The following is a 26,911-nucleotide window of genomic DNA, read 5'->3' as shown; positions in this document are numbered from 1 at the left end:
CGTGTGATGGCGTCCAACTGGCTATTTAGTTGCCTTTCACACGGTCCGATTCCTAGCGGTGATCCGCTAACAGGGTTAGTGTTTAGGGCATGGAACGTCGAACTAAGATTGTTTGTACATTAGGGCCGGCAGTCGCTTCCCGTGAGGGAATTCTTGGACTGGTCAAAGCCGGCATGAATGTCGCACGTATGAATATGTCACACGGCGACCACGCAGATCATGAGAAGAATTACCAGTGGGTACGCGAAGCAACGGATGAAACCGGACGCGCTGTTGGTATTCTTGCCGATCTGCAGGGACCGAAGATTCGTCTCGGTCGCTTTATTGATGGCGCAACGGTGTGGGAGAACGGTGAAATCGTTCGTATCACTGTTGATGACATTGAAGGTACACACGACCGCGTGTCTACCACCTACAAGAACCTCGCTAAGGATGCAAAGCCTGGCGATCGTCTCTTGGTCGACGACGGCAAGGTTGCATTGCGCTGTGTCGAAGTAGATGGAAACGATGTTGTTTGTGAGGTCGTAGAAGGCGGCCCAGTTTCTAACAACAAGGGTGTTTCCCTTCCTGGAATGGATATTTCCGTTCCAGCTTTGTCTGAAAAAGATATTGCTGATTTGCGCTTCGCTCTCAAACTCGGCGTTGACATTATCGCGTTGTCCTTCGTCCGCTCCCCAGCAGACGTGGAACTTGTTCATGCCATCATGGATGAAGAAGGTCGCCGTTGCCCAGTGATCGCAAAGCTTGAGAAGCCAGAAGCTATGGACGCTTTGGAATCCATCGTATTGGCTTTCGACGGCATAATGATTGCTCGCGGTGACTTGGGTGTTGAGTGCCCGTTGGAGCAGGTGCCACTGTTCCAGAAGCGTGCCATCCAGATTGCTCGTGAAAACGCTAAGCCTGTGATTGTGGCAACCCAAATGCTCGATTCCATGATCGAGAACCTACGCCCAACTCGTGCTGAGGCTTCTGACGTAGCTAACGCTGTTCTTGACGGCGCAGATGCCGTTATGCTGTCCGGTGAGACTTCAGTCGGTATTGATCCAGCCAACGTTGTCCGTACGATGTCACGTATCGTTTCCTACGCTGAGATTGATGGCCGCGTACCAAACTTGGCTCACATTCCACGCACCAAGCGTGGCGTGATTTCCTACTCTGCACGCGACATAGCTGAGCGTTTGAACGCAAAGGCACTGGTAGCATTCACCTCTTCAGGTGATACCGCAAAGCGTGTTGCTCGTTTGCACTCGCAGCTGCCGCTGTTGGTCTTTACTCCTCACCAGGAAGTCCGCTCTCAGTTGGCTTTGACTTGGGGTGTAGAAACCTTCCTTACCGACGAGGTTAAGGACACAGACGAGATGATGTGTACGATCGATGAGCAGTTGCTTGCTCTCGATACCTACAGTGAAGATGACATGATCGTGCTCGTAGCCGGAACCCCTCCAGGAGTTCAAGGCAATACCAACATGATCCATGTACACCACCTAGGTGAGGATCTCAACGGTCTATAAATCTTGGATAATAAAAGACCGTAGGTGCTTTGTAGCACCTACGGTCTTTTATTATGAGAAAGTCCACCGTGGTCAGGGTATAAACCTTTCCACAGTGGACTTGTTATGCACTAGTGGTTGATCGGCGTTGTGTCGATCTTCCATACCTCACGTGCGTAGTCGGAGATGGTGCGGTCGGATGAGAAACGACCGGATTCGCAAATGTTAATCCAGCACTTACGAGCCCATGCCAGACGATCAGACATGTAATCGTTGGCCATACGATCGCGAGTCTCACGATAGGAGGCATAGTCGCCGAGGACGTAATAAACGTCGGGAGTCTCCCAGCCGTTGCCGTCGAGAAGTGAACCGCGCAAGTCGTGGAACCAACCGGAATTGTCGTCGTTGACAGTACCGTTGACCAATGCGTCGAGGACACGCTTGAGGCCTGGGACAGTCTCGTACTTCTCGTAAGGGTTGTAGTGAGCCTTGAGTTCCGGAAGCTCCTCGTTCTTAGCGCCGAAGATGTAGGCGTTGTCGTCGCCAACAGCATCGAGGATTTCCACGTTGGCACCGTCGAGAGTACCGAGAGTCAGCGCACCGTTCATCATGAACTTCATGTTGGATGTACCAGATGCTTCCTTGCCTGCGGTAGAAATCTGCTCGGAAACATCAGAAGCTGGGATGATGTGCTCTGCGGGCGAGACGTTGTAGTTTTCTACAAACACAACCTTGAGCGTCTTGGAAACCTCAGGATCATTGTTTACCAGCTCAGCAATGGCGTTGATCAGCTTGATAATAGCCTTTGCTCGGATGTAGCCAGGTGCAGCCTTTGCACCGAAGATGAAGGTGCGTGGCGCGATACCGGTTTCACCATCTTCCTTGATGCGGAAGTAGAGGTCCATGATGTACAAGGCATTGAGGAGTTGGCGCTTGTACTCGTGAAGTCGCTTGATCTGAGTGTCGTAGATGGAATCGGAATCCACGGCGATTCCTTGACGATCTTCAATCCAACGGGCGAAATCAACCTTGTTGGCAGTCTTGATCTCCAGTAGCTCTTTCATCACCGCGTCGTCATTGACGAATTCGCGGAGCTTATGCAGCTCGGACAAATCGGTTACCCAAGCATCGGAGCCCAATAGGCGAGTGAGCAGTGCAGAAAGACGTGGGTTGCACATCTTGAGCCAACGGCGAGGTGTCACACCGTTTGTCTTGTTATTGAACTTTTCTGGCCAGAACTCATGCCAATCGCGCAGCGTTTCGGCTTTGATGATCTCGGTGTGGAGCGCTGCCACGCCATTGATGGAGAATGCTGCGTAGCAGGCGATCCATGCCATGTGAACGTTGCCGTCTTGGACGGGTGCCATGTAGTCAATCTGGCCTTGGTCAACGCCACGAGCTTGCATTTCCTCGCGGAAGCGGCGATCGATTTCCTGAGTGATTTCCCACACGCGGTAGAACAACTGCTGGAAGATGGAAACATTCCACTGTTCTAGAGCTTCTGCGAGAACCGTGTGGTTGGTGTAAGCAAACGTGCCTTGAACTACTGCCCAAGCATCGTCCCAGCTCATGTCGTGTTCATCAAGAAGCAGGCGCATGAGCTCAGGGATGGCGAGCACTGGGTGGGTGTCGTTGAGCTGAATGCTGTTGTACTTGTGGAAGTCACGTAGGTCAGCGCCGTGATGCTCGATGTAGTTGTCGATCATCTGCTGCAAAGATGCAGAAACGAAGAAGTACTGCTGGCGTACACGCAGCACCTTGCCTGCGTAAGTCGTGTCGTTAGGGTAGAGGACACGGCAAATATCCATGACCTGCTCGCGTTCAACGATAGCGTCGGTGAAGCGCTGTGAGTTAAAGGCGTCGTAGTCGAATTCTTCTACCGGCTCGGCCTTCCACAGGCGCAGCGTACCTACGTTATCGGTGCCGTAGCCGGTGATTGGCATGTCGTATGGGGTAGCGCGAACAACCATGTCGTCGAATGTGACGGTGCGCTGTTGATCGTCACGGCGAATGGTAAAGGGGTAGCCATCTTCGCGCCATGCATCGGGGTGCTCGGTCTGGAAACCGTTGTCGAAGGTCTGCTTGAACAGGCCGTAGCGGTACAAGATTCCGTAGCCAGTAACTGGGAAGTCTTGGGTAGCACATGAATCGAGGAAGCATGCTGCTAGGCGTCCAAGACCGCCATTGCCTAGTGCTGCGTCGTTTTCTGCTTCGAGTACGTCGGCGAGTTCGTGGCCGTTGTTACGAACCTCTTCGGCGACGGACTTGTCTAAGCCGAGGTTGGTGAGGTTATTGAGAAGTGCACGTCCCATGAGGAACTCTGCAGAAAAATAGTGCTGCTGGCGCGTTGCACTATATGCCTTGGTTGTGGCATCCCAATTGTCGGCTAGTTGCTGCATGACTGCAGCGGAGAGTCCGAACCAGAACTTGCGGTCGGTTGCCTCTGCAGGTGCAGTGCCTGATGCTGCGCGGACGTAGCCGGAGATGTTCATATCAGCGCAGGCAGGGTGGGAATCCGAGGCGGACACGTGTCCTGTTTCGGGGGAGCGATGTTTGCTCATACCTACTCCTAAAAGTATTTCTTATGCTCTATAAGTACGATACTTACGACGTACTTATTCGAAGTGCTATCTTACTTGTCTGTTTTGTGTTCTCGGAGCCAAATGGGCATTCCGATCGGAATCTAATTATGGGCTAAGTCACTTTGAGGGGGAGCATCTGGGGTAAGATAACTGAGTACGGCAATAATCGCAGCTTGTGTAGATGAGGTGACTGTCGGGACAAAATCTGGCAGGAACGTCCCTGAATGATTCACAGGGATGTCTTGATCGATGGTGCCAGCCTCGCACGCAGCTTCCCACTGTTGTTGAGGGGTACAACCAACTGTCCAAAAAAGATATGGTGCCTGAAATGCGTCCGGAATGTTGGAAAAGTCTTCCGACGCTGTCCACTTTTCTGCTTGTGTTGACTTATCGTCAAAGTGGGCGTCGAGTTGTGGTCTAACCGTAGCAAAGACTTCGCTATTATTGCTGGTCAAGGGGCCGTGTGCGAAGTACCTGAATGTTGGATCGACGGTTGTCGACTGGGCTGCACACTCGGCACGTACGACGCGTTCAATCGCGGAGTAAAGGGTATCGCGTACCCCCTCGTCGTAAGTCCGACAGTTCACAACAATGCGGGCTGTACCTGGAATGGTGTTATTCGAATTTCCTGACTCTAACGTGCCCACAGACACGACTGCGAATTGGTCTGGTGGGATTTCACGCCCGACGATTCCTTGCAACCTAATCACGATCATCGAGGCGATATATGTGGGATCGATGGCGTTATGGGGCATGGAACCGTGTGCGGAACGGCCCGTGATAACTATCTCAATAGAATCGCAGGCTGCGAGTGCAGGTCCAGGCATTGTCATCACTTGGCCAGCAGGGCCTGGCACAATGTGCTGACCGAAGCAGACATCGGGGCGCGGGATCGCGCGGCCTAATCCGTCGGAGACCATGGCTGCGGCACCTTGACCATTTTCTTCCGATGGTTGAAACAACGCCACAAACGTTCCTGACCACGCATCGCGATGAGTATTAAGGGCTGCACAGCATCCCAAAAGCGCAGTGGTATGCATGTCATGACCACAAGCATGCATGACGGGCACCAAAGTACCATTGCGATCTTGTTTGCGTGTCGACGCAAACTCGGCACCCGTGAGCTCTAATACTGGCAAACCATCGAAATCGGCGCGCATGAGAACGCAAGGGCCATCGCCATTGCGAAAAACAGCGACAATTCCATAGCCACCAATATGGGTAGTGACCTCGCAATCAAATTGATCCAGTTCATCGCAGATCAATTGGGCGGTCCACTGCTCGGTGCCCGATAATTCCGGATGCTGGTGCATACGCTTATATATGTCGCGCTGCCACTCTAAGCGTTCCATACTGTGTGCGAGCACTGTTTTCATAGCGGAAGATTTGGCTTCGTTAAAAGTCATAAACTCCACCATAGGGGAAAGCACATAACTCGCTGTAGTTGCGCTACACGTTGAGATTTTTGTTGTACAAAAGACTATTTCGACGCACGGAACATTCGGTGGCAATCCGAATGGAACCATCGATGGCACCACTGTCTCTGAGCTCATAAAGTCGAGGCACAACTCGATCGCGGACATCCCACGGAGACAAAGTATTGAGATACACCTTGGTACTTCCCTCAAAACCTGCCAGTGTAGATACGCGCCACTTGATCATCACTCGCCATGGCATTGCGATATCAAGATCGATTGGCTTGTGGTGCCATTCTTCATTGCATGGAACGTGGGGGCCAGCTGCAGCATGACATGCATGAATGAGATCACTCATTGACTTGATTTCTTCATTCGTTTGTAACCATGGCTCAGGAGTGGCCGAACGAGAGAAAACCTCCAATGTGGGGTAACGGTGGCCAAAACCAGCAAAGCAGACTGCATGATCATTTTCCGCGATGATCAAATTGCGTTGGCCTGCGTAGTCAACGGCCCACTCGTTGTACATGTTGGGGTTATTGCGCAGTTTGGCTATTTCCGTTTCCCCATGCACGCCGCGCTCATCGATGGCAACAAGCTGCTTATGTAGATGGTCAAAGGATGCGCCAGCTGGCTTTAACCAGTTTTGGAATACTGCCACATAGGGTGCATACCTGTTGCGTTGATAAGCTTCGCGCAGTGCATCGACAGTAAGGAAAATAAAGGCAAAATGCTCGTCCGGACTCAGCGTCCCAGCAGAAGCGAGCTGATCACTTTGTGTTGCATCAGGGACAAAATGACGCTGTCCGATGATGAGGTCATGGCCGCCTCCGAAAAATGCTTCGCCTTGGGAGAGCAAGGCGGTGTCGTCAGGCATTTCCTGTATTCCTGTGGCCTTGAGCTTTCTGCGTACCGTGGCAAGCACATGCTCTCGGCCTTTTTCAGTGCTGATATAGGACTGTATCCAATCTGTGGTTTCACGATCCATACTGAAGCCATAGTTGTTGCACCAGTAATCATAAGAAACAATTTCGAACAGATTAGAAACCCTACGAAACGCAGGAATCGAATCGTGCAAACGATCTGGCCGCACTCCTCGAAGTATTGTCCAGCCGTCATCGTCACGGACGATACGAGCCTTTTCAGGCGGAGTATCGAGATAACGATCTGAACAAAAAGCGCAAGTATTAGTGTAATCACTTGGTGTAATCGGGGTGATATTCCCTTGTGGCGTTGATAGTGGTCGATGGCCACGGCCTGGAACCGTCCACACCTCTGTACCCGAAAACGGGTTGACCTGCTTTATGGTTCCATCAGACATAGTCTGGATAGCGGTGGGGTGAGAGTACATATGGCCGTTCATATCTTTCAAGGATATTCGCTAGGCTAAGCACATGCCTAGGATTGTGTTTGACTGTTTAATTGACGAACCTGCAGCTCGTAATCTTATCGAGCGTATCGACGCTCTCACAGCGCTGCTGGTGCGAGACAACGTAGTGCACAGCGCGCACGTGGATCATCAACCGCAATCTCCTCAACCAGACATTGTTCGCGAAGAACTAACCACTACGTATCTGCGCGATCGAGGTGTGGAAACCGCAGATGAACTCAGTGATGAAGTCGTAGCGCTTGATGAGTTATCCCTCCAGCGATTTACCATCGTGGTTGATGGTTTGAACGGATCACTCAACGAGACGGCAATGACATATTCGCGCCTGCTCACCCCCGCCGCACGCTTGAGTAACGATGCACTCGACCTCACAGACGAACAACGCTACGAAGTCCCAGCAGCTTATCCTTGGACTGTTTTTGTCAGCGCATAAGTAGTAAAGGCCTGTTGCGCTGCGGAACGGATCTGATCTCGCACGCTTGAATGCTCCTTGAGGTCAGGTAGCTCGACTGCTGTCATTGATAAATGATCGAATTGTTGGGAGCAACTAGGCTCTACGCTACCGGCAAGAACCATCATGTCTACTTCATGCTGTGCTGCGAGACGGGCGATAGTGCCAACGACCTTGGTATTAAACGAAGTATCGTCCAAGCGGCCTTCACCAGTAATTACGAGATCGGCATTCGCAATGTGTTCTTCAAGATTGCATGCGTTGGCAACCACCTGCGCGCCGGGCATGATAACCACATTGTTATTGTTGCCATGGATAAGGCTAGAAAGCCATGTGATTCCAATGGGAAGTCCGCCTGCGGCACCTAGACCTGCGGTTTTCGGGTCAACACCGGAAACAGCACAGATTGTTGCTATCCCGTTTTCTAAAATGGCTATGTCTTCCGTGGAGGCTCCTTTTTGGGCAGCAAAGGTATGTGCTGTGCCATCAGGGCCAGTTGCAGGGGAGTTAACGTCGGTAAGCAGTACCCATGACATGGCAGCCACAGGGATGTTTACTTGGGCGGTGTCGAGATAATCAAGCTTGCCGAGGGCTCCACCGCCTTGGCGTAGGGGCAGGCCTTGCTTATTCATAGGCGTTGCACCTAATGCCACTAAAATTCCGGTTCCGGCATCGGTGGTGGCAGTTCCGCCTAGCCCCAATACAACGCGTCGAGCACCTCGAGTTTGTGCATCCGCAATAAGGACACCGGTGCCGTAAGTATCTGCAGTAAGCGGGCGAAGTTCATCTTCTACTGCAGGTAATCCGGAGGCTGCTGCTACATCAATGTAAGCAGTTTCCGATTGTGGGTCGAAACGATAAGTCGCTTCGGTGAGTCGACCATTGGCATCTGTTGTCGGAAGCGTGATGTCGATTCCCTCGAAGCATGACGACGTACCTTCGCCACCGTCCGCCATGGGAACCGTTGTTATCTCAACGTTTATGTCTTCGCACTCGTTGCTTTGAACGGCTGCTTGAATGCCTTCCGCAATAAAAGCTGCAGCTTGTGAGGCGGTAGCAGTGGATTTAAAAGAATCTGGAGCGATCACAATATTGAAAGTGCGGTTGGCGTGGGGCATATCTATCCTTGTGCGTTTTGGGGTGATAGTAGTAGTCGAATTGTGGAGTATTGATCCTAAATATTGTACGGGGACGCTTGTAGATACCAAGTCGACAAGATTTCTACTATTCGATCGAAACCTCCTGATTTTTTGGAAGATTTTTGGATTTTGAGGCTATCGGTCAAAAATTTTTTAGCCTCAAGGGTTTCGCTATTATCGCAGCTAAATACATTTATATCTACGCGTAGGGGGTGGGGTAGAAAAAGAATTTGGTTAACTTTCGATAGTTCAATAGGAATTTTGTTTTTGCTTGTGTAGAGTCTCACTTGCTGGATAACATACCGGCCGAAAACGGACATAGCTCAAGCGGCTAGATAGCTGAAGGGGCATAGTCCTTAAGTCCGGAGACCACGTTCCTGAGGAGGTACGAAAATGTCGTCTATCGATGAGAAGGTACAGGGCTACTACGAGCTGCTTTTGAAGCGAAACCCTGCGGAGCCGGAATTCCACCAGGCAGTTAGCGAAGTCCTTGACTCTCTGAAAATTGTTTTAGAAAAGGATGCTCACTACGCGGACTACGGCTTGATTCAGCGCTTGTGCGAGCCTGAGCGTCAGCTTATGTTCCGCGTTCCATGGGTAGATGACAACGGAGTCGTCCAGGTTAACCGTGGTTTCCGCGTTCAATTTAACTCGGCCATCGGTCCTTACAAGGGCGGCCTGCGTTTCCACCCTTCCGTTAATTTGGGCATCATCAAGTTCTTAGGCTTTGAGCAGATCTTTAAGAATTCTTTGACCGGTCTTCCTATCGGCGGTGGCAAGGGTGGTTCCGATTTCGACCCTAAGGGTAAGTCTGATGCAGAAATTATGCGCTTCTGCCAGTCCTTCATGACAGAGCTTTACCGCCACATCGGCGAGTACCGTGACGTTCCTGCTGGCGACATCGGAGTTGGCGGCCGCGAGATTGGTTATCTATTCGGTCAGTACCGTCGACTAGCAAACCAGCATGAGTCCGGTGTTTTGACCGGTAAGGGTCTTACCTGGGGCGGATCCTTGGTCCGTACCGAGGCTACCGGTTATGGATTAGTGTACTTCACTGCTGAGATGCTTGCTCATCACGGCCAATCCTTTGAAGGCAAGAAGGTTATCGTTTCCGGTTCCGGCAACGTGGCAATTTACGCCATCGAGAAAGCGCAGGAACTGGGCGCAACCGTGATTGGTTTCTCGGATTCTTCTGCTTGGGTTGAAACTCCTAACGGTGTGGATGTTGCCAAGCTCAAGGAGATCAAGGAAGTCCGTCGTGAGCGTGTATCGAGCTATGTTGACGAAGTTGAAGGCGCAATCCTGCACACTGAGGGCTCGATTTGGGATCTCACCTGTGATGTTGCTCTTCCATGTGCCACCCAAAACGAGCTTGATGGCGAGCATGCCAAGAAACTAGCCGACAATGGTTGTGCCTTCGTTGCAGAGGGTGCCAACATGCCATCGACTGCTGATGCTATCGAGGCCTACCGCGAGCGTGGAATCCACTTTGGTCCAGGTAAAGCTGCTAACGCTGGTGGCGTGGCAACCTCAGCACTGGAGATGCAGCAGAACGCATCTCGTGATTCGTGGAGCTTCGAGTATGCAGATCAGCGCCTTCACGAGATCATGAAGGGTATCTTCAAGAACTGTGAGTCTACTGCTCGTGAATATGGTCATGAAGGTGACTATGTAGTAGGTGCCAACATTGCAGGCTTCAAGAAGGTCGCAGATGCGATGCTTGCACAAGGTGTCATCTAAGTTCCGTTAACGGGTACAGTGGCCCCTCTAGTACTAGTCGGTCGAAAAATTGGCTAGTACTTGAACTAGCCTCCGAAAGTTGGACTGGTTTAATTCTAGGTGGTTAGTGGTTCAAGGGTCTGGTTCCGGTAGTGCATCGGGGTCAGGCCCTTGAGCCGTTTCTGAATGCGTTCGTGGTTATACCAGTGTATGTAGTCATCCAGGGCCTGCCTGAAGTGCTCGAGACTGTCGAATGATTCACCGTGGTACGTCTCTGACTTGAGGTGTCCGAAGAAGTTTTCCATTACAGCATTGTCGTAGCAGTTGCCTTTCCTGGACATCGATTGGATGCCGTCGACACTTGTGATGAGGTCACGCCAGCTGGAATGCTGGTACTGGATCCTTTGATCTGTGTGTACCAGTAAGCCGCTTCCGGGAGATTGGCTTGTGATGGCATCTTTCAATGACTTTGACGTAAACGCTGTATTTGGCGAGGTAGACACACTATACGACACGGTTGAGCGGTCATAGAGATCCATGATTGGTGACAGGTAAACCTTGGTACCGGCAATGCGAAACTTCGTGACATCACTCGTCTACACTGTGTTTGGTTTATCGGGCGTGAAGCATCGATCCAGCATATTCTCCGCGATGTGACTGACAGTGCCTTTGTACGAGTTGTACTTCTTTTTTGTTCTGACCTTGGATTTAAGGCCTAGCTTGTCCATGGGCTTGTAGACCAGCTTATGGTTGATATTCCACCCCGTCTTGGCGAAGTTGAGTATGAATCCTCCGGTAGCCGTAACGACGGTTCGTCTGTGTGAAGACCTCGACGATCGCTTCCTTGAGATCGATATGTTTATCCGGCACGTTCAGGCGTTGTTGGTGATAGAAAAATGTTGATCGGGCAAGACCTGCCGTGTTCAACAAATCTTCTAGGCGATGGTCAGATTTGAGGATGACGATCGCTTCGACTTTTAGCTTCGTCGCTGGCTCCTTAAGTCCCCGCATTTTTTTAAGTACGCGTTTTCTGCCCGTAGTTTCTCCACCTCACGGTGCAGCCGGTCTTCCTTAATCAATGGCTTCGAACGGGCACTGCCTTTAGGTCTGTTCTTCGGTTTCGGCCGAAGTGCCTCATCACCACCTGTACGCTAGGCACGCACCCAATGGGAGACAAGTTGCTGCGAAGACGGCTCGAATTCTCAAGGCAAGATCTATCTTGGACTGGCCAGTGTTGAAACGATCAACGATCTGTTTTTTAACTTCGAAGGAATGGTGCTGTTTCGTTGGGTTTTTCACAAGACACAGCCTGCTATGAAGTTTGAATCGTCGTAGAAGTTTTCGCGCCGCATATTTGCTAACGCTCAACTGACGAGACGCTGCGCTGTAGCCTATTCCATGTTCAAACAAGTCAACGAGTTGCTCCCGCTGCTGCTGGCTTAGAGAACTTCGTGCTCTCAAAGAACTGTTCCCCACTAGTCGGAAACTGATTTCTCAGTCCAACTAATGGGGAGCAATTCAACAGTTCAACTAGAGGGGCCTTTTTATTGCAATAATAAGAGGTAGAACCCTATAAATGGGCAACACGCGTTGATATTAACAAGCGACACAACAGTTACTTGGTTACCATGTTTATCATGTACCGCGTATTCGAATGCTTCGATGAACTTATTGACATCCTAGAAAAGTCCACCGGCGTCCCGATGACCTCAAACTGCATGGTTCCACGGCATCATATGCTTGCTTTGATCGATGAGGCACGTAATGCGCTGCCTAATGAAATTGATGATGCTCAAGATGTGATCGATCAACAAGATGAGATTTTGCGCGGTGCGCAAGAACGCGCACGCACAACAATTGATGAGGCTAACGAGGAAGCTCATCGTACTGTGACGCAGTCCCGTGAAGAAGCCGATGCATTAGTCTCGGACGCTGAAGAACACGCAGAACGCGTAATACGTCAAGCTCAAGACGAGGCAGATCGTCTCGTGGACGGTGCTCGTCGTGAAGCGGACGATACCGTAAATCGTGCGCAGGCTGAGGCCGAGCGACTTATCGCAAGCGGTAACGATCAATACCAGCGCTCTGTTGACGATGGATTGGCAGAACAACAGCGACTGGTGAGCGAAGCTGAAGTGGTTCGTCGTGCGAACGAAGAGGCCCATAGGGTAGTAGATGCGGCGCATGCAGACTCCAACAGACTGCGCAAAGAATGCGACACCTTTGTAGAGAACAAGCTAGCGGATCTCGAGGAATCCTTGTCGTCTACATTGCGGACGATCTCTCGTGATCGAGCAGCTTTGCGACGTGGTGCCGGCGCGTCCGGCGGTGGGAACCATTCACAGTCATAATTCACCGAAGATATCGTGACGCGAGTACACTAGTGCAACGATGAATACTGAGTCTTCTCCCTTTGTTTTTAACGTTGGAACTTTGGTGCGTGGCAGCGCAGTTCCAGCGTCGGTGCAGCAGGCAGGCCCCAGCCCTGTCCGAATTGGCCCTGCGATGATTGCGATCCCCGAAAACGGTGACGTTACAGTCAATGCCACCATTACTCCACTCGGAGATGCATTAATGGTGGATGCAGATGTGTCTGCGGAGCTCTCTGGTGAGTGCGTGCGGTGTCTCCGGCACATGGCACCGCAGGCGCAATTTCATGTCAACGAAGTGTTTGCGTTGACCGAAGACTTTATCACTGGAGATGACGGTGAAGACGACGATGTCACGGTTATTACCGGTGACACCGTGGATATTCTGCAAGCTGTTATCGATGAGGCGGGGATGTCGCTGCCGTTTAATCCGCAGTGTGAAGGCGGTTGTGTGCAGTCGGATTCTGATGTGCCAGAACCTGATGGTATTGCAGGGGAAACAGAACTAGTTGATCCTCGTTGGGCTGGATTGGAGAAGTTCCTGTGAGTAGGAGAAAAAAGCGCGTCACTGGTGAGCAGGCGCTACGACTCGAATTCGAGAGCGTTGATCACCAACCACTGATAGATGCGTTGGGGGTTGACATCCCACGTGAGCTACTCGTGCTGGCGTTAACACACCGTTCGTTTGCAAACGAAAATGGCATGTTGCCCAACAATGAGCGCCTGGAGTTTCTAGGCGATTCCGTCTTAGGGCTTTCTGTCGCAGGGCAGTTGTATCAGCAGTACACGTCGAGCCCTGAAAGCGATATTTCCAAGATGCGTGCGAGTATCGTGAGCCGTTATGGGCTTGCAGACATTGCTCGCGAAATTAACCTAGGACAGCATATTTTGCTGGGTAAAGGCGAACAGCTTCACGACGGTCGCAGCAAGGACTCAATTCTCGCAGATACGACGGAGGCGCTTCTCGGCGCTATCTACCTAGCACATGGTTTTGAAATTGCTCGTGACACGGTGCTTCGTCTGTTCAAGCACAAAATTGATACGGCAAGTGCTACGGGTCTTCACCAAGACTGGAAAACCACCTTGCAAGAGCGTTTGGCAGAGCGCAACCTTGAGATGCCAACATATACTTCTACTGTTACAGGTCCAGAGCATGAGCAAACTTTCACAGCGGAAGTTGCAGTTCATGGCACTGTGTTGGGAACTGGTGTTGGAACAAACAAAAAACTTGCGGAGCAAGCTGCAGCCCACAAAGCGGTTGGCTTCCTTCAAGATAATCCCGCGTTTGTCTAACAACTCGGAGGACCTTCATGCCTGAGCTTCCTGAAGTTGAGGTTGTACGTCGCGGGCTTACACCTTATGTGCTTGGCGCAACTATCACTGATGTTGCCGTTGAGCACCCCCGCAGCATTAGGACAGTCGAAGGTGGACCCGCCGAACTCATAGGGTCACTACAAGGTCGTGAGGTCACTCGCATAGGTCGCCGTGGAAAATTTTTGTGGTTTGAGCTCACAAGCCATGGTGATTTTGCATGCGGATCTTCCCAGCAAGGGCTACTTGTTCATTTAGGAATGAGCGGTCAAATGCTGATAAAAACTCATAACTCGACTCTGCATCTTCATCGTAGAATTCGTACCGCGATTGTTCGCTCAGATGTTCAGGAATGCTTCGAGCTTTGGTTTGTCGATCAGCGCACTTTTGGCTATTGGGCACCCACCACATTTGTAGAAACTGCTCACGGTTGCGTTCCAGAACAGATCACTCACATAGCGCGTGATCTTTTGGACCCTCAACTCAAAAGAGAAAATCTAGCGCGATTGATCCGCACGAAAAATAGTGAAATTAAAAGAATTCTGCTTAACCAAGAAATTGTCTCTGGGATAGGCAATATTTACGCCGATGAGATGTTGTGGGCTGCACGAATCCATCCACAAACTCCTGCGTCGCATTTGTCTGTCGCACAATTAAGTAATTTGCTCGAACACGGTCAGCGAGTCATGAACGCGGCTTTAGATCAAGGCGGAACTAGCTTCGATTCTCTTTATGTTAACGTCAATGGCCAATCGGGGTATTTTGATGTATCGCTTCATGCATACGGCCAGCAAGGCCAAGCGTGCGATCGCTGTGGTACGAATATTATCCGCGAAAAGTTTGCTAACCGCTCGAGTCATTTTTGCCCACGTTGTCAGCTTATGCACTAGGCCACGATGAGTGATTGACATAGCATTGTCGAGGAAAACGTTATCAAAAACATAGGTAAATTTACGTGATGGCTGCTTGTGCCAGTACTATTTCACTCTATGGAAAGCCTGCAAACGTTCATCACAGATGATATTAACGATAATTATTGGAAGATCATTCCATTTCTTCTAATAGCAGCCGGTCTTTATTTCGCATGGTGCACGATCCTCGTCCAAATTCGGATGATTCCGGACATGTTCCGAGCGGTCGTGGGAAAGAACGACACACCAGAATCTCATACTGACGCAGAAGGTATCTCTGCATTCAAGGCGTTTACAATTTCTGCTGCTTCACGCGTGGGAACCGGAAACGTTGCAGGTGTTGCAGTGGCAATCACCCTAGGCGGTCCTGGTGCCGTGTTCTGGATGTGGATGATTGCTCTGTTGGGTGGTGCAACGGCATTCGTGGAATCAACACTGGCACAGCTGTGGAAAACTAAAACTGATGACGGCACCTATCGTGGCGGCCCTGCTTTTTATATGACGCGTGGACTGAACGCGAAATGGTTGGCCGTCATTTTTGGTGTAGCGATCACTGTTACTTACGGCTTTGTGTATAACTCGATTCAGTCGAACTCTATTGCTGAGGCTGTGGGAGAATCGCTGGGTACGAACGATAATCAATTCAAGATTATCGTTGGCGCAGTATTGGCATTGCTGACTGGTGTCATCATTTTTGGTGGCGTGCAGCGCATTGCGAACTTCACCCAAATTGTGGTTCCTCTCATGGCGCTGGCTTACATGGCTATCGGCATTATTGTGCTGGTACTTAACATCGAAAAGATTCCTAGTATGTTCGGAGACATTATTTCGCATGCTTTGGGTTTTCAAGAGATCGCAGGTGCCACTGTTGGAGCGGCTTTCATGAACGGAATGCGTCGTGGTTTGTTCTCTAATGAAGCAGGACAAGGCTCTGCTCCCAATGCAGCAGGTACTGCTAATGTTTCGCACCCAGTAAAGCAAGGGTTGGTGCAGACTTTGGGTGTTTACTTTGACACCATTCTCGTGTGCTCGATTACCGCGTTTGTCATTTTGCTGAGCGATCCAGAATATGGTGCAGACGTTAAAGGTGCCACGCTTACCCAGCAGGCATTGAGCGGAGAAGTCGGTGCGTGGGGTACGCACTTTATCACTGTTATTTTGTTCTTCTTGGCGTTCTCCTCGGTTATCGGTAATACATTCTTGGCACAGTCCAATATTGAGTTCTTTACGCAATCGAAGATCACTATGACGATTTTCCGTTTGATCGTTGTCGCTTGTGTATTTGGTGGCGCTATTGGTCCATTACCGTTGGTCTGGGCTTTGGGCGATACATTCGCTGCAACCATGGTGGTTATTAACCTGATCGCTATCGTGCCTCTGGGTGGCGTGGCTGTTGCTCTGCTAAAGAACTACAACCAGCAAAAGGCTAAGGGACTTGATCCGGTATTCCACCGCGATATGCTTCCTAATGTTCGTAACGTCGAATGCTGGGACGGGTCTGATCCGGTCACGCGTCGCGATCACAAGATTGAGCGCGAAGTCTAATGAATGATGCGGATGCACGGCTCACTGCGTGGGTACTTGGCACAGTACAGGGAGTGGGATTTCGCTGGTGGGTGTATTCCCAAGCAAAGGAACTCGCATTGGCTGGTTCCGCTTCCAATCTTGTCGACAGTCGCGTCTGCGTAGTGGCCGAAGGCCCAATTCATTTGTGTGAAGAATTATTGCGCAGGCTTTCCGTGCATGATCATTCGGGGCGCCCAGGCCGTGTTGATACGGTTGTGGAGCGCTGGTCTTCACCCAAGGGGGAAGTGGGGTTCCGCACTCGCTAGCGCAGGTTTGCTAGAATCCCACGAGTGTATTTAAAGTCGCTGACGCTTAAGGGATTCAAATCGTTTGCGTCTGTCACCACGCTAAAATTCGACCCCGGAATCTGTGCGGTTGTTGGCCCTAATGGTTCCGGAAAATCGAACGTTGTGGATGCGCTCGCGTGGGTTATGGGGGAACAAGGCGCTAAGAACCTGCGCGGCGGCAAAATGGAAGATGTGATCTTTGCTGGGGCGGGAGATCGCAAGCCGCTTGGTCGCGCCGAAGTAACTTTGACGATCGATAACTCTGATGGTGCTTTGCCTATCGAGTACACCGAGGTATCAGTAACTCGCCGAATGTTTCGGGATGGTGGCGGCGAGTATGAGATTAATGGGCATAAAGCGCGTCTGATGGATATCCAGGAGCTTTTGTCCGATTCCGGCATAGGCCGTGAAATGCATGTGATCGTTGGCCAGGGGCGACTATCTCAAATTTTGGAATCGCGGCCTGAAGATCGCCGAGCATTTATTGAAGAAGCTGCTGGTGTGCTGAAACATCGACGACGAAAAGAAAAAGCTCAGCGCAAATTGGTAGGAATGCAGGCGAATCTCGATCGTCTTAGCGACCTCACAGCAGAACTTGGTAAGCAGCTCAAGCCCTTGGCCCGGCAGGCCGAGGCAGCACGCAAGGCCGCAACCATCCAATCTGAAGTCCGCGATGCTCGATTGCGCATTGCTGGTTATCAGATTCATTCGTTAGCGAGCTCGTTAAAAGAGGCGCAGTCGCATCATGATTCCATTGCGGAAAAACTTGAGGAAGTCACCGAACAATTAGAAGAAGCAACAGGTGCACAACTTGAGGCGGAAGATGCTTTGGGGAAGATTAGTCCTGAGGCGGAAAAATCCCAGCAGTTGTGGTTTGAACTGTCCTCATTAGCTGAGCGGGTTTATGCTACACAAAGGATTGCTAGGGATCGTGCGAAAAACTTTTCAGAAGTACGGTATTCGGGTCCGGATCCAGATGAGTTGGCAGAAAAAGCTGCACGTGCTGATGCCGAATATGCAGAAGCAGAAGAAACCATAGACATTCTGAGCGAACGGTTGGAATCGATCCAAGACAATGTTGCTGAGCTTGAGGAGCGAGCACAGCGTGCGGATCGAGAGCATTTGGCCCAGGTTCGTGCTATTGCTGATCGTCGCGAAGGAATTGTTCGGCTACTAACTCTTGAAAGCCAGCAGCGGGAGCACATTGTCGCTGCTGAAGCAGAGCTAGAGCGGTTGCGTGAAGCGGAATCCGATATAGCTGCTCAAGCTCGGAGCAAGGACGCAGAGCACAAAGACTGTCAAACGCAGGCGCAAGAAGCACATTCACGCATTGAGCCATTGTCGCAGTCACGTGATGCTGCTTTGAATGAATCTCGTGCCGCAGATAGTCGATTGGAACAGCTACGAGAACAACAAAGCGACATCGATAAATCGATATCGCGGTTGGAGTCCAAGATTGAGACGCTCGAATCGCATCGGATGACTCGAAATGAGGTCGAACAATGGGAAAAGCTGCAAAGTTTTTATGGGGTCGACCGCTGCATTATTCCTCAGCGCGGCATGGAAAAAGCAATTGCGGCTGCGTTGGGGGCGGTTGCTGAGGCGCTAGTAGGAGAAACTACAACAGCGGAACTACAAGCGCTTGATGTTGAATCACTGGCGCGCCACATAGTTATCACTCCAGGTGAAGATCATGATTGGCGACTCGCTACGGATTTGCCCCATTACGCTTCGTGGCTGCTGGATTATGTTGAATTAGCTCCAGAGGTAAGTTCAACGATCGTTCAAATTTTGGCAGATGTGGTGCTCGTAGATTCCTATGAACACGGACGTGAAGTGGTCAACTACGATCCGCGGTTGCGTGCTGTGTGCGTAGACGGAACGATGTGGGGCCATGGCTGGGTTGCCGTGGGGTCTGCAGAGCGATCTGCTGTCGAGATTGCTGCGGAAATCGACGGAGCTGAAAAGGATTTAGAAGTAGCTCGCCTGCAACGGATGGAGCTTGCTGGCACGCTCAACGGTGCACATGAGGCTGCTGATGAGGCACGTGTGCGGTCCGCTCAGGCGCAAGCAGTATGCCGCGAGCAAGAAATTGTCGTCGAAAACTTTTCTCGTCGAGTAGAAGCTGTCTCGCATGAGGCAGAAGCTAGGAAACAGGAACTTCGTCGGCACGCGTTGCGAGTCCAGGAAGCCCAAGACCGGTTGAGCCAACTACGACTGCTGTGGGAAGAGACTTCTGATCGATTGTCGCGGGTAGAAGAAGATAACTCAGAAGAGGAACCTTCAACCAGCGAACGTGATGAGGCCGCAGCTGCGTTATCTCATATGCGATCTATGGAAGTAGAGGCTCGGTTGAGCCTACGTACTGCACAAGACAAAGCCGAACATATCCGTGGACGCGGTGATGGGCTTCGTCGTCAAGCAGAATATGAGCGTCAGGCGAGGGCGCGTCATGAACAAGCTGTGGCGCGGCAGCGTCGAAAAGCGGAAATTGCGAGCGTGGTGGCGCAGCAATGCCTAGTGGTAGCTGAGCGTGTCGACGATGCTCTTGCTCGTGCAACTCAGTGGAAAGAAAATGCGATCGCACAACGTGGAGTCATCTCTGCTCGAGTGTCTGCGGCGAAAGATACAGTTTCCGCACTTCGAACGAATGCGAATCGTTTAACGGAGAAATCTCATGCTGCGGAGTTGTCATTAGGGCAAGCGCAGGTACGCCTTGAAGAAGCTCACGAGAAAATTGTTGAGCAATTAGGCATTGCGATTTCAGATCTCATGCGTGATTACACACCGCATGAAGGCTTTGATATTGGAGCGCAACGAGTGCGCCTGAAAAATGCGGAAAAAGATCTCAATGCCTTAGGAAAAGTCAATCCGTTGGCGCTCGAAGAATTCAAAGCACTAGAGGAGCGCTATGAATTTTTGTCTACGCAGTTGGCTGACGTGGAACAAGCACGACGTGATCTTCATGGCGTTATCAACGACGTAGACGCCAAAATTCTGCAACTTTTTACCGACGCTTGGAAAGACGTAGAAGCCGAGTTTCCTCGGGTATTTGCCACGCTATTCCCCGGTGGTGAGGGGCGCCTCGTGCTCACCGAACCGCACGATATGTTAACGACTGGTATCGAGGTGGAAGCTCGACCTCCTGGGAAACGAGTCAAGCGCCTGTCGTTGCTTTCAGGCGGCGAGAAGTCGTTGACTGCATTAGCGATGTTGGTTGCCATCTTCCGTGCGCGTCCATCTCCATTCTATGTGATGGATGAGGTCGAGGCGGCGCTTGACGACGTCAACCTGCGTCGACTCATTGCGCTGTTCCAAGAACTACGTGATGACTCACAGCTGATCGTTATTACACACCAAAAGCCGACAATGGATGTAGCAAATGTTTTGTATGGTGTGACCATGCGTGGTGACGGTATTACGCGGGTAATTTCGCAGCGAATGAACCTAGACGTTACGAAGCTTCCTGAGCCTCAACCCGCAGAGTAGACTAACCTGCGAGTGATTTAAGATCGCATGCGGATTCGTTGTATTGTTTTTGTCTTGTCTTTTTCATCTCACGACCTGTCAAGACACCGAAAGAAAGAGGATTCATGACCGAGCCAGTTCATCCAATCGCAGATCTCACCGACTCACTTCTTGGATGGGCATCGCAAACCGAATTGGAACTGGCTCAACGTTTGGCTGGAGGCGGACTCGTCATCGCCGCGGGCCTTAGCGACGATGAACTTGAGCGTATTGAGCGTCTCTACGGCATTTTTCTTACCCGCCAGTTGCTCGCTGGTGCCGATTTCGCTGCACTGATCGGTGTAAGTCCTGCGTTGACATTGACCACCTTGGTGGCTCGTGCTCGTCGCGTAGTCGAAATCGACGATTTTGTCTCTGAATTCCTAAGTGGCCTTGGCCTAGCAACCGATGAGTCTTCGGTTATCGACATTGATGAAGCAACAGCTGACATCATGGGCGCGATTCCGCAGTCTTTAGCTCGTTTTGAACTCCTTGGAGCAGAAGAGACAACGGATGCACATGCAGCTATTGTTTCTTTGTGCACGCAAGCTGGAATTGTGAACAACGAAGTTTCGGCATTGTTAGAGTGCTTGGACGCGGTCAGTGCCGAAGGAGCTGTGTCGAGTGAAGATCTTGTTGCAGCGATTGCTCAACAAGAAAACCTCCCACTGTTGGCTACTGCATTACAGATTGCGCCTGCCGCAATCACAGAACTTATTGATGGTGTAGCAGCTGTTCGACAATTTGCGGTGGACCATCATGACTCGTGGTTTGACCGTTCACGCGAACACCTCACACCACAATTACCGCGCCCCATTGAGTTCTCTGTAGTCTCAGAACTTCGTGAACGCCCAGTGGGCACGGTTGATCGTGAAGCTTCAGTCGGTGTGGCAAGCCGCGAGATGCGCCCTCGTATTCTTTTCGATGCTGATCGAAGCAAAGTGTATCTCCGCTTGCCTGAGCAGCGTCTTCCGGTTGCCGATGACGGTACTCGTGGCGAGATTACGTGGCGTGTAAGCATTGAAGGCACGACAAAGATCTATCACACCGGCAGCCCATGGGGAGATACCAGCGGTTTTGCCGAATCATTGGATGTTCATATTGAGCGGCCTGTTCGCGAACTGACGGTTCAAGACGAGACGAACGAAATTACGTGGACTGTTCCCGTAGTGGCACATGATGATCCTGCACTAGTTTTTAGCTCCCGTGGCACAAATGTTACGGATAAGGTGGCTTTGCATCACCAGAGTCTTATCGTGGTTACGCCTCAGGATGTGACGTTGACAGATGTGGTGAGCGGTGATGACATCGTGGCCGATTCCGAGACAGCTGTTGAGGGATGGGACAAGTGGGTAGCTCGCTATCTCGATGTTTCTCATGTGACGTCGTTGTCAGCCGTAGAACCTGGCAAAAATGCCAATATGGAAACGCTGCGTAGTATTGATCCACGGCAGCGAGTTCGATTCCTAGCTCTCAGTGAGCCAGTGGATTTTCTGAAAACTACCGGTGGGCTTCCAGTTCATTCGGAATCACTCATTGCTGAGTTTCCACCGACTCCTTCTGGGCGTACCGAAACATGGTTCTTGTCTATTTCTTCCTTCGCTGGTGCTGGCGTTGCAGGCGATGAAATTACTGCGCCCGAGCCACTAGAAATCCCTGCAGAAGGCGGCGCTTTTGCCGTTTTCGATCCAGAGCTTTACGACGCTCCGTGGGTGGGTGAATACCTCGTACGTTTGCGCGGTCCGCGTAACGAGAGTTTCCGCCATGAGTTTGCGATCGTCGAAGGTGTGCAAGCAAACGTCAACATTGTGGGCGCTTGCCGTTCTTTCCGCATTCCATCAGGTGGCGGACTAAGCGAGACTGTTTTAACTTTGCGTTCGGGGTCTAAAGAATTTGCTGTAGAGCCCCACGAGGTGGTGGTTGGACCTCAGCAGCCTGCAGCGGACTTTGTCGTTTCCACTGAAGAAGGCGACCAGCTGCCGCTTCGTTTTACGCCAGCACGTTTGAATTTCGAATTGCCTATGGTGTCGGAACCACCAATGTGGCGTGCAAGCCGTGTCAGGTTGCGTCCACGCGATGTTGATATGAAGGCTTCCTTGCGCATCCGTGGTACAGGGATGCTAGGTGACCCTAAAGTAACCGTACGAAACAACCATGGAGCACCGATTAAAACAGCCAAGCTGTCGAGTTGTGATGGCGGTCTTACTTATGTAGCGCCGATTTCTGCAATCGCTAGCTCAACTAATAGCGTTCCTTCGGGGCGTATCGACTTCGAATGGACGGACCCGATGAGTGATCGTCGTGTGTCGGTTGCTCTTGCAGACATTCAATCGACTGAGCCGGAAACTATGGAGCTGGTTGATGGAATTATCACGGTGACTGGTGCAGGGGAGCGCAGCCTCGGAGTGTGGGTGTGGCCTGCAACTGCGCCATGGGAAACCGCTCGCGCATTTTCGGTCATCGATGGTCGCGTGGTGCTTCCAGAACAGTTGCGTGACGCCGGTCCATTAGTTGCACAGCTGCATATTAAAGATCCGTTCATGACATTGGTAACGCCCGTTGCTAGTGGCGTGACAGCGGTAACGTTGGATCAACCTGGCCATTATGTAGGTACGGATCCTAACCTAGGCGCATTGTCGGCGTTTTTGGCAGGGGAGACCGAAGAGGTTCCTGATGCCAACGAAATCATGCCAGTGCTATGGGACATGGTGACCACCGGTGTTGCACAAGGTGAGGCTGCCCGAGCTGTTCGCACTGCATTTGTAAGCAATCCCAGCGCAGCGCTTACTGGCTTGTCGGAGTCACTAGTCCCAGCGGAAAAGCAGCCTGGCAGAGTTGTAGAAAGTGGACTCGTTCGTGCGAAGTTCACCGCCTCCAACGATGAATCTGGGACCTCGCATCACCGAGCACCTTGGATTGCAGTCCTTGAGCTCTTGGGCTCCCTTGACGCAATGACTGATCGATCTGGTAAGCCGATTGAACCGGAAACAGATGCCCCTGCGACTGCTGGTAAGAAGCTGAGCGAGGGGGTCGTCGCAAAGCGTGCGTTGTTGGCTGAGATCAAGGAGCTGGCCGGTGAAAATGCGGTAGAGATTGTCAAAACGGCTCGGGATACCACTCTGGACACAGCATGTATTGATCAATCCACGGTTGCTATTGCAGGTATGGCAAAGGCCCAACAAGAAGCATTGCTTGAGATGTTCTTCTCGCGGTCGAAGATCGTGCCAGGCTTAATCATGGACGACGGAAACCGACTTCTTGCTGTTTTTGAAACGTTTAACAAGCGTGTTGATCTAAACGAGTTACTGGCAAGTGAAGGGCTCATCAAATCTGCTGTGACATTGCTACGTACCCTGCGGAGCACAGATAAGAACCTTTATTCACTGGCACGAATCAGGTTTGACAAGCTCGATGGTGTTGATACGAACGCGCCAGAAAACATGTGGTCGCTTACCCCTGTTGTGTCTTTGGTGTTGGCTCTAGCTGCCCGTATGCATGCCCATGGATTTATTTCTTCGAACAAAACGCTCGATTCCGCAACACCCGGTTGGGCAAAACTTGCTGATATCGTTCCTGATCTTGTCACCGGAGATCTCATTGCCGCAGATGCCATCATTTTGGCCATGAAGAAACCAGGAATTGCGTAAAGCATCAGCGCTGCGGGGGCTTTCATAGCCCCCAAAAGGTGTAAAAACCACGGCAATTTGCCACTATTAGATGTATGAACCTCATCCCGATAGTCGGCATTATTGCCGTGGTTGTGATTTTCGCCGTTGTTATTGGCGTGATCATTGCCCAGCGAAATAAAAAAGCGAAGACCGTAAGCTTCGAATCCCCCGCAGATTCAGAGCAGAAGCAACTTACGCAACAGCAGCGATCTGGAAACTACCAAGCACAAGGAGAGTTTTCGTTCGCGCCCGCGCAGGCGCCTATGGCTGTTAAAGATGCAGTCCCTGCCACGCCGCCCGTGGGCTCGATTCAGGAACCTGAGTTGCCGCATGAAGAAGCTCCCATTGTGGATTCCGAGCAACCTTTAGATCACCAAGTGGAATCTGAATCTGATGCAGACAAAGCAGCAGAAGAAGCTCAAGCAGTCGTAGAAGAGGCTGCTCAGCAGGGTGAGGAAGAACAGCTTCGCGTGGAAACTGAGCAAGCTGCTCGCGATAATTTCGATTCTCTCGAAGAATTCGACAAGCCTCAACCTGATACGGACAACACTGCAGAGGCTGAGGCTCAAGAGGCTGCTTTGGCTGCTGACGTAGTAGCTGAGGCTGCAGCTGAGGCACGTGAAGTATCGGAACCATCGGATGCAGAAGAGGCGCCGGTTGCCGAGGCCGAGGCCGTCACGGATTCCATTGAACCAGCAGTTGGTCGAATTGGACGTTTGCGTGGTCGCCTCGCTCGTTCCCATAACGTATTCGGTAAGTCTGTCTTGGGAATGCTATCGGCTGGGGACTTGGATGAAGAGGCTTGGGAAGATATCGAAGCCTTGTTGATTCAGGCGGATCTTGGCGTTGGAATCACCACGGCTGTTGTTGATAAGCTACGTCAGTTGATCGCGGAACGCGGTGTAGAAAACGAGGCACAAGCCCGCGCTATGTTACGTGAATGCCTGATTAATGCGTGCAAGCCTGAACTCGATAGGTCTATTAAAGCGATGCCTTACGACGGCAAACCCGCCGTTGTATTGGTCGTAGGCGTAAATGGCACTGGTAAGACCACGACGACCGGAAAACTTGCTCGTGTATTAGTGTCATTGGGGCACTCGGTGGTGCTGGGCGCAGCTGATACTTTTCGTGCTGCAGCCGCAGATCAGTTGGAGACGTGGGGACATCGCGTAAATGCGCATACTGTCCGTGGTGCTGAAGGCGCGGATCCAGCATCGGTTGCGTTTGATGCCGTGGCTTATGGCGTAGATTCTCATGCTGATGTCGTCCTTATTGATACCGCCGGACGCTTGCACAATTCTTCCAACTTGATGGATCAGCTGGGCAAGGTTAAGCGTGTGGTGGAAAAGAAGACTGTCGTCGATGAGGTTCTTTTAGTTCTTGATGCTACGACGGGTCAAAATGGCTTGGCTCAGGCACGGACGTTCTCTGAGGTAGTCAATATCACCGGTGTGGTTTTGACCAAGCTAGATGGCACGGCGAAGGGCGGAATTGTTTTCCAGGTCCAAGAAGAATTAGGCGTGCCAGTGAAATTGGTTGGCTTAGGAGAAGGCTCTGATGATCTAGCACCTTTCGAGGTCGAAGGGTTTGTCGACGCTTTACTAGGCTGATGTGTCGTGGTGCTTAATGCACTTTGAGTTTGTATGTCCCCCTTTATGGTTGTTTCTATGAGCATGTAATTGTTCAAATAGCGGCTGAAAGGGGGGATTTTTATGTCTATTTTTAAGATGTTTTTCGAGCTAATAGTGGCTTTTTGTAAACCTATAGGTCTTTAGTTAGAAAACGAGCTGGGATCCATACGAGGTGGTTGTCGTAAGCGAAACGGAAAGGGGATTCGCTATGGTGAACATGAATATTGCGCTAGCAGCTGCACACACGGGAGATGCTGCTTGGATGATGATGTGCGCAACATTGGTATTGCGTATGACACGGCCCTAGCGTTTTTCTATGGCGGAATGTTGGGGCAAAAATCGGTATTGAACATGCTGATGATGTCCTATGGTGCACTCGCAGTCGTTGTAGTGGCGTATATCGGCTGGGGTGCCCCATCTCGTTCGGGCACCAGGGTGTCGCGGGAGTTTTTGCACATCCCTTCGAGTTCTTTGGACTGCGCAATGCTGTGATCACAGACGACGGGAACATCATTGATGGCAGCCACGGATATGCCAATGTGATAGATATCGGGTTTCAAATCACATTTGCTGCGATTGCTACCGCGTTGATTTCTAGTGCCATTGCAGAGCGAGTGAAATTTGGTACATGGCTTACGTTTGTTGGCTTGTGGGTCACTCTGGTTTATTGCCCATTAGTTTTTATGGTGTGGAATGATGGTCTACTTTCAGCAGCGCCTGAAGGCATAGCAGCACATCTATTTGGTACTCATGATGGGCGTGCAGCTATTGCGCCGATGGATTTTGCAGGTGGTTCGGTCATCGAGGTGTCCACGGGTGTATCGGGCTTAGTGCTCGCATTGGTTGTTGGCAAGCGTCGAAGTTTTCTGCGCTTTCCGCAACGTCCGCACAATCTTCCGATGGTGATGCTAGGCGCGGCGTTGTTATGGTTTGCATGGTTGGGTTTTAATGGTGGATCAGCGTTGGGATCCAACGGAACTGCCGCACTGGCATGGATGAATACGGCTGCAGCAGGGGCAGCCGGACTTTTGGGGTGGCTTGGCGCTGAGCGCATCCGCGATGGACATGCTACTTCCTTGGGTGCTGCGTCTGGTGCCGTTGCAGGTGTGTTCAGCGCCTTTGCGGTTGATTGGAAATATCGATTGCGTTACGACGACACCCTAGACGTCGTAGGCGTCCACCTGGTTTCAGGATTGTGGGGATTGGTCGGTACCGGTTTACTTGCTCATGGTCAAGGACTGTTAACAGGTGTGGGAATCGATGGTTTCAAACTTGTGATTGCGCAAATGATTATTGCCATAGTTTCGTTGGCATTTGTTGGCACAATGGCCATTATTATCGCGCTTGCCTTGCGTTTTACCATGGGGTGGCGAGTAGATCGCGAAACCGAAGCAACTGGTATCGACGCTGCTGTCCACGCCGAAACCGCCTATGATAATGCTGGTTCAGAGTTTCGCTAAACTAGTCCCCATATG

The 26,911-nt window shown here is 51.2% G+C and carries 16 protein-coding genes and 2 pseudogenes; 13 read left to right on the top strand and 5 right to left on the bottom strand.

Annotated features, from left to right (window positions below; all coding sequences use genetic code 11):
• Positions 1 to 89: 89 nt before the first annotated feature.
• Positions 90 to 1,511: a pyruvate kinase gene (gene pyk / locus ABMV07_RS08780; protein ID WP_088267291.1), complete on the top strand. Its 1,422-nt coding sequence runs from the start codon at positions 90 to 92 to the stop codon at positions 1,509 to 1,511.
• 110 nt (positions 1,512 to 1,621) lie between these two features.
• Here the strand turns inward: pyk and ABMV07_RS08775 are convergent, their stop codons facing one another.
• The 3 genes from ABMV07_RS08775 to ABMV07_RS08765 form a co-directional block, all read right to left on the bottom strand.
• Positions 1,622 to 3,982: a glycogen/starch/alpha-glucan phosphorylase gene (locus tag ABMV07_RS08775; RefSeq protein ID WP_371891237.1), complete on the bottom strand. Its 2,361-nt coding sequence runs from the start codon at positions 3,980 to 3,982 to the stop codon at positions 1,622 to 1,624.
• Positions 3,983 to 4,173: 191 nt separating this feature from the next.
• Positions 4,174 to 5,478, bottom strand: coding sequence for an amidohydrolase (locus ABMV07_RS08770; RefSeq protein ID WP_088266200.1), 1,305 nt, complete (start codon positions 5,476 to 5,478; stop codon positions 4,174 to 4,176).
• A 43-nt stretch (positions 5,479 to 5,521) separates the two neighbouring features.
• Positions 5,522 to 6,850 (bottom strand): DUF4921 family protein, encoded by a 1,329-nt coding sequence (locus ABMV07_RS08765; RefSeq protein WP_088266201.1) that lies wholly within the window; start codon positions 6,848 to 6,850, stop codon positions 5,522 to 5,524.
• Between the two features lie 31 nt (positions 6,851 to 6,881).
• Here ABMV07_RS08765 and ABMV07_RS08760 point away from each other — a divergent pair, with 31 nt between their 5' ends.
• On the top strand, positions 6,882 to 7,310 hold the full coding sequence (locus ABMV07_RS08760) for a hypothetical protein (protein ID WP_088266202.1): 429 nt from the start codon (positions 6,882 to 6,884) through the stop codon (positions 7,308 to 7,310).
• On the opposite strand, the gene ABMV07_RS08755 is transcribed toward ABMV07_RS08760, so the two are convergent.
• Complete coding sequence (locus tag ABMV07_RS08755) at positions 7,280 to 8,446, bottom strand: glycerate kinase (RefSeq protein WP_196977556.1); 1,167 nt, start codon at positions 8,444 to 8,446, stop codon at positions 7,280 to 7,282. The genes ABMV07_RS08760 and ABMV07_RS08755 overlap by 31 nt on opposite strands.
• Positions 8,447 to 8,860: 414 nt before the next feature.
• Here ABMV07_RS08755 and gdhA point away from each other — a divergent pair, with 414 nt between their 5' ends.
• Complete coding sequence (gdhA, locus tag ABMV07_RS08750; RefSeq protein WP_088266205.1) at positions 8,861 to 10,207, top strand: NADP-specific glutamate dehydrogenase; 1,347 nt, start codon at positions 8,861 to 8,863, stop codon at positions 10,205 to 10,207.
• Positions 10,208 to 10,302: 95 nt separating this feature from the next.
• Here the strand turns inward: gdhA and ABMV07_RS08745 are convergent.
• Positions 10,303 to 11,601, bottom strand: a pseudogene (locus ABMV07_RS08745) (IS3 family transposase).
• Between the two features lie 222 nt (positions 11,602 to 11,823).
• Here ABMV07_RS08745 and ABMV07_RS08740 point away from each other — a divergent pair.
• The 10 genes and pseudogenes from ABMV07_RS08740 to ABMV07_RS08695 all read left to right on the top strand — a co-directional run bounded on the left by ABMV07_RS08740 (position 11,824) and on the right by ABMV07_RS08695 (position 26,896).
• Positions 11,824 to 12,537 (top strand): DivIVA domain-containing protein, encoded by a 714-nt coding sequence (locus ABMV07_RS08740; protein ID WP_370684795.1) that lies wholly within the window; start codon positions 11,824 to 11,826, stop codon positions 12,535 to 12,537.
• 40 nt (positions 12,538 to 12,577) lie between these two features.
• Complete coding sequence (locus ABMV07_RS08735; RefSeq protein ID WP_088266207.1) at positions 12,578 to 13,102, top strand: DUF177 domain-containing protein; 525 nt, start codon at positions 12,578 to 12,580, stop codon at positions 13,100 to 13,102.
• On the top strand, positions 13,099 to 13,848 hold the full coding sequence (gene rnc / locus ABMV07_RS08730; RefSeq protein WP_003852039.1) for a ribonuclease III: 750 nt from the start codon (positions 13,099 to 13,101) through the stop codon (positions 13,846 to 13,848). Before ABMV07_RS08735 ends, rnc begins: the two co-directional genes overlap by 4 nt.
• A gap of 17 nt (positions 13,849 to 13,865) precedes the next feature.
• Positions 13,866 to 14,756 carry a bifunctional DNA-formamidopyrimidine glycosylase/DNA-(apurinic or apyrimidinic site) lyase gene (mutM, locus tag ABMV07_RS08725; RefSeq protein WP_197691768.1) on the top strand — a complete coding sequence of 297 codons (891 nt, stop codon included), beginning with the start codon at positions 13,866 to 13,868 and terminating at the stop codon, positions 14,754 to 14,756.
• A gap of 99 nt (positions 14,757 to 14,855) precedes the next feature.
• Positions 14,856 to 16,322, top strand: a complete 1,467-nt coding sequence (locus ABMV07_RS08720; RefSeq protein ID WP_196978050.1) for a sodium:alanine symporter family protein — start codon at positions 14,856 to 14,858, stop codon at positions 16,320 to 16,322.
• Positions 16,322 to 16,609 carry an acylphosphatase gene (locus ABMV07_RS08715; protein WP_374064518.1) on the top strand — a complete coding sequence of 96 codons (288 nt, stop codon included), beginning with the start codon at positions 16,322 to 16,324 and terminating at the stop codon, positions 16,607 to 16,609. The genes ABMV07_RS08720 and ABMV07_RS08715 overlap by 1 nt, the downstream gene beginning before the upstream one ends.
• Positions 16,610 to 16,633: 24 nt before the next feature.
• Entirely contained in the window at positions 16,634 to 20,119 is a 3,486-nt protein-coding gene (gene smc / locus ABMV07_RS08710) for a chromosome segregation protein SMC (protein ID WP_197691767.1), read from the top strand.
• A 104-nt stretch (positions 20,120 to 20,223) separates the two neighbouring features.
• Complete coding sequence (locus tag ABMV07_RS08705) at positions 20,224 to 23,784, top strand: hypothetical protein (RefSeq protein ID WP_197691766.1); 3,561 nt, start codon at positions 20,224 to 20,226, stop codon at positions 23,782 to 23,784.
• 74 nt (positions 23,785 to 23,858) lie between these two features.
• On the top strand, positions 23,859 to 25,415 hold the full coding sequence (gene ftsY / locus ABMV07_RS08700) for a signal recognition particle-docking protein FtsY (protein ID WP_197691765.1): 1,557 nt from the start codon (positions 23,859 to 23,861) through the stop codon (positions 25,413 to 25,415).
• A gap of 238 nt (positions 25,416 to 25,653) precedes the next feature.
• Positions 25,654 to 26,896: pseudogene (locus ABMV07_RS08695) on the top strand (ammonium transporter).
• Positions 26,897 to 26,911: the final 15 nt, after the last annotated feature.

The sequence above is a fragment of the Corynebacterium belfantii genome, assembly GCF_041898185.1.
GTDB classification, from domain to species: Bacteria; Actinomycetota; Actinomycetes; order Mycobacteriales; family Mycobacteriaceae; genus Corynebacterium; species Corynebacterium belfantii.
Note: the sequence above shows the minus strand (reverse complement) of the source record. Positions and strands in the feature narration are given on the sequence as shown.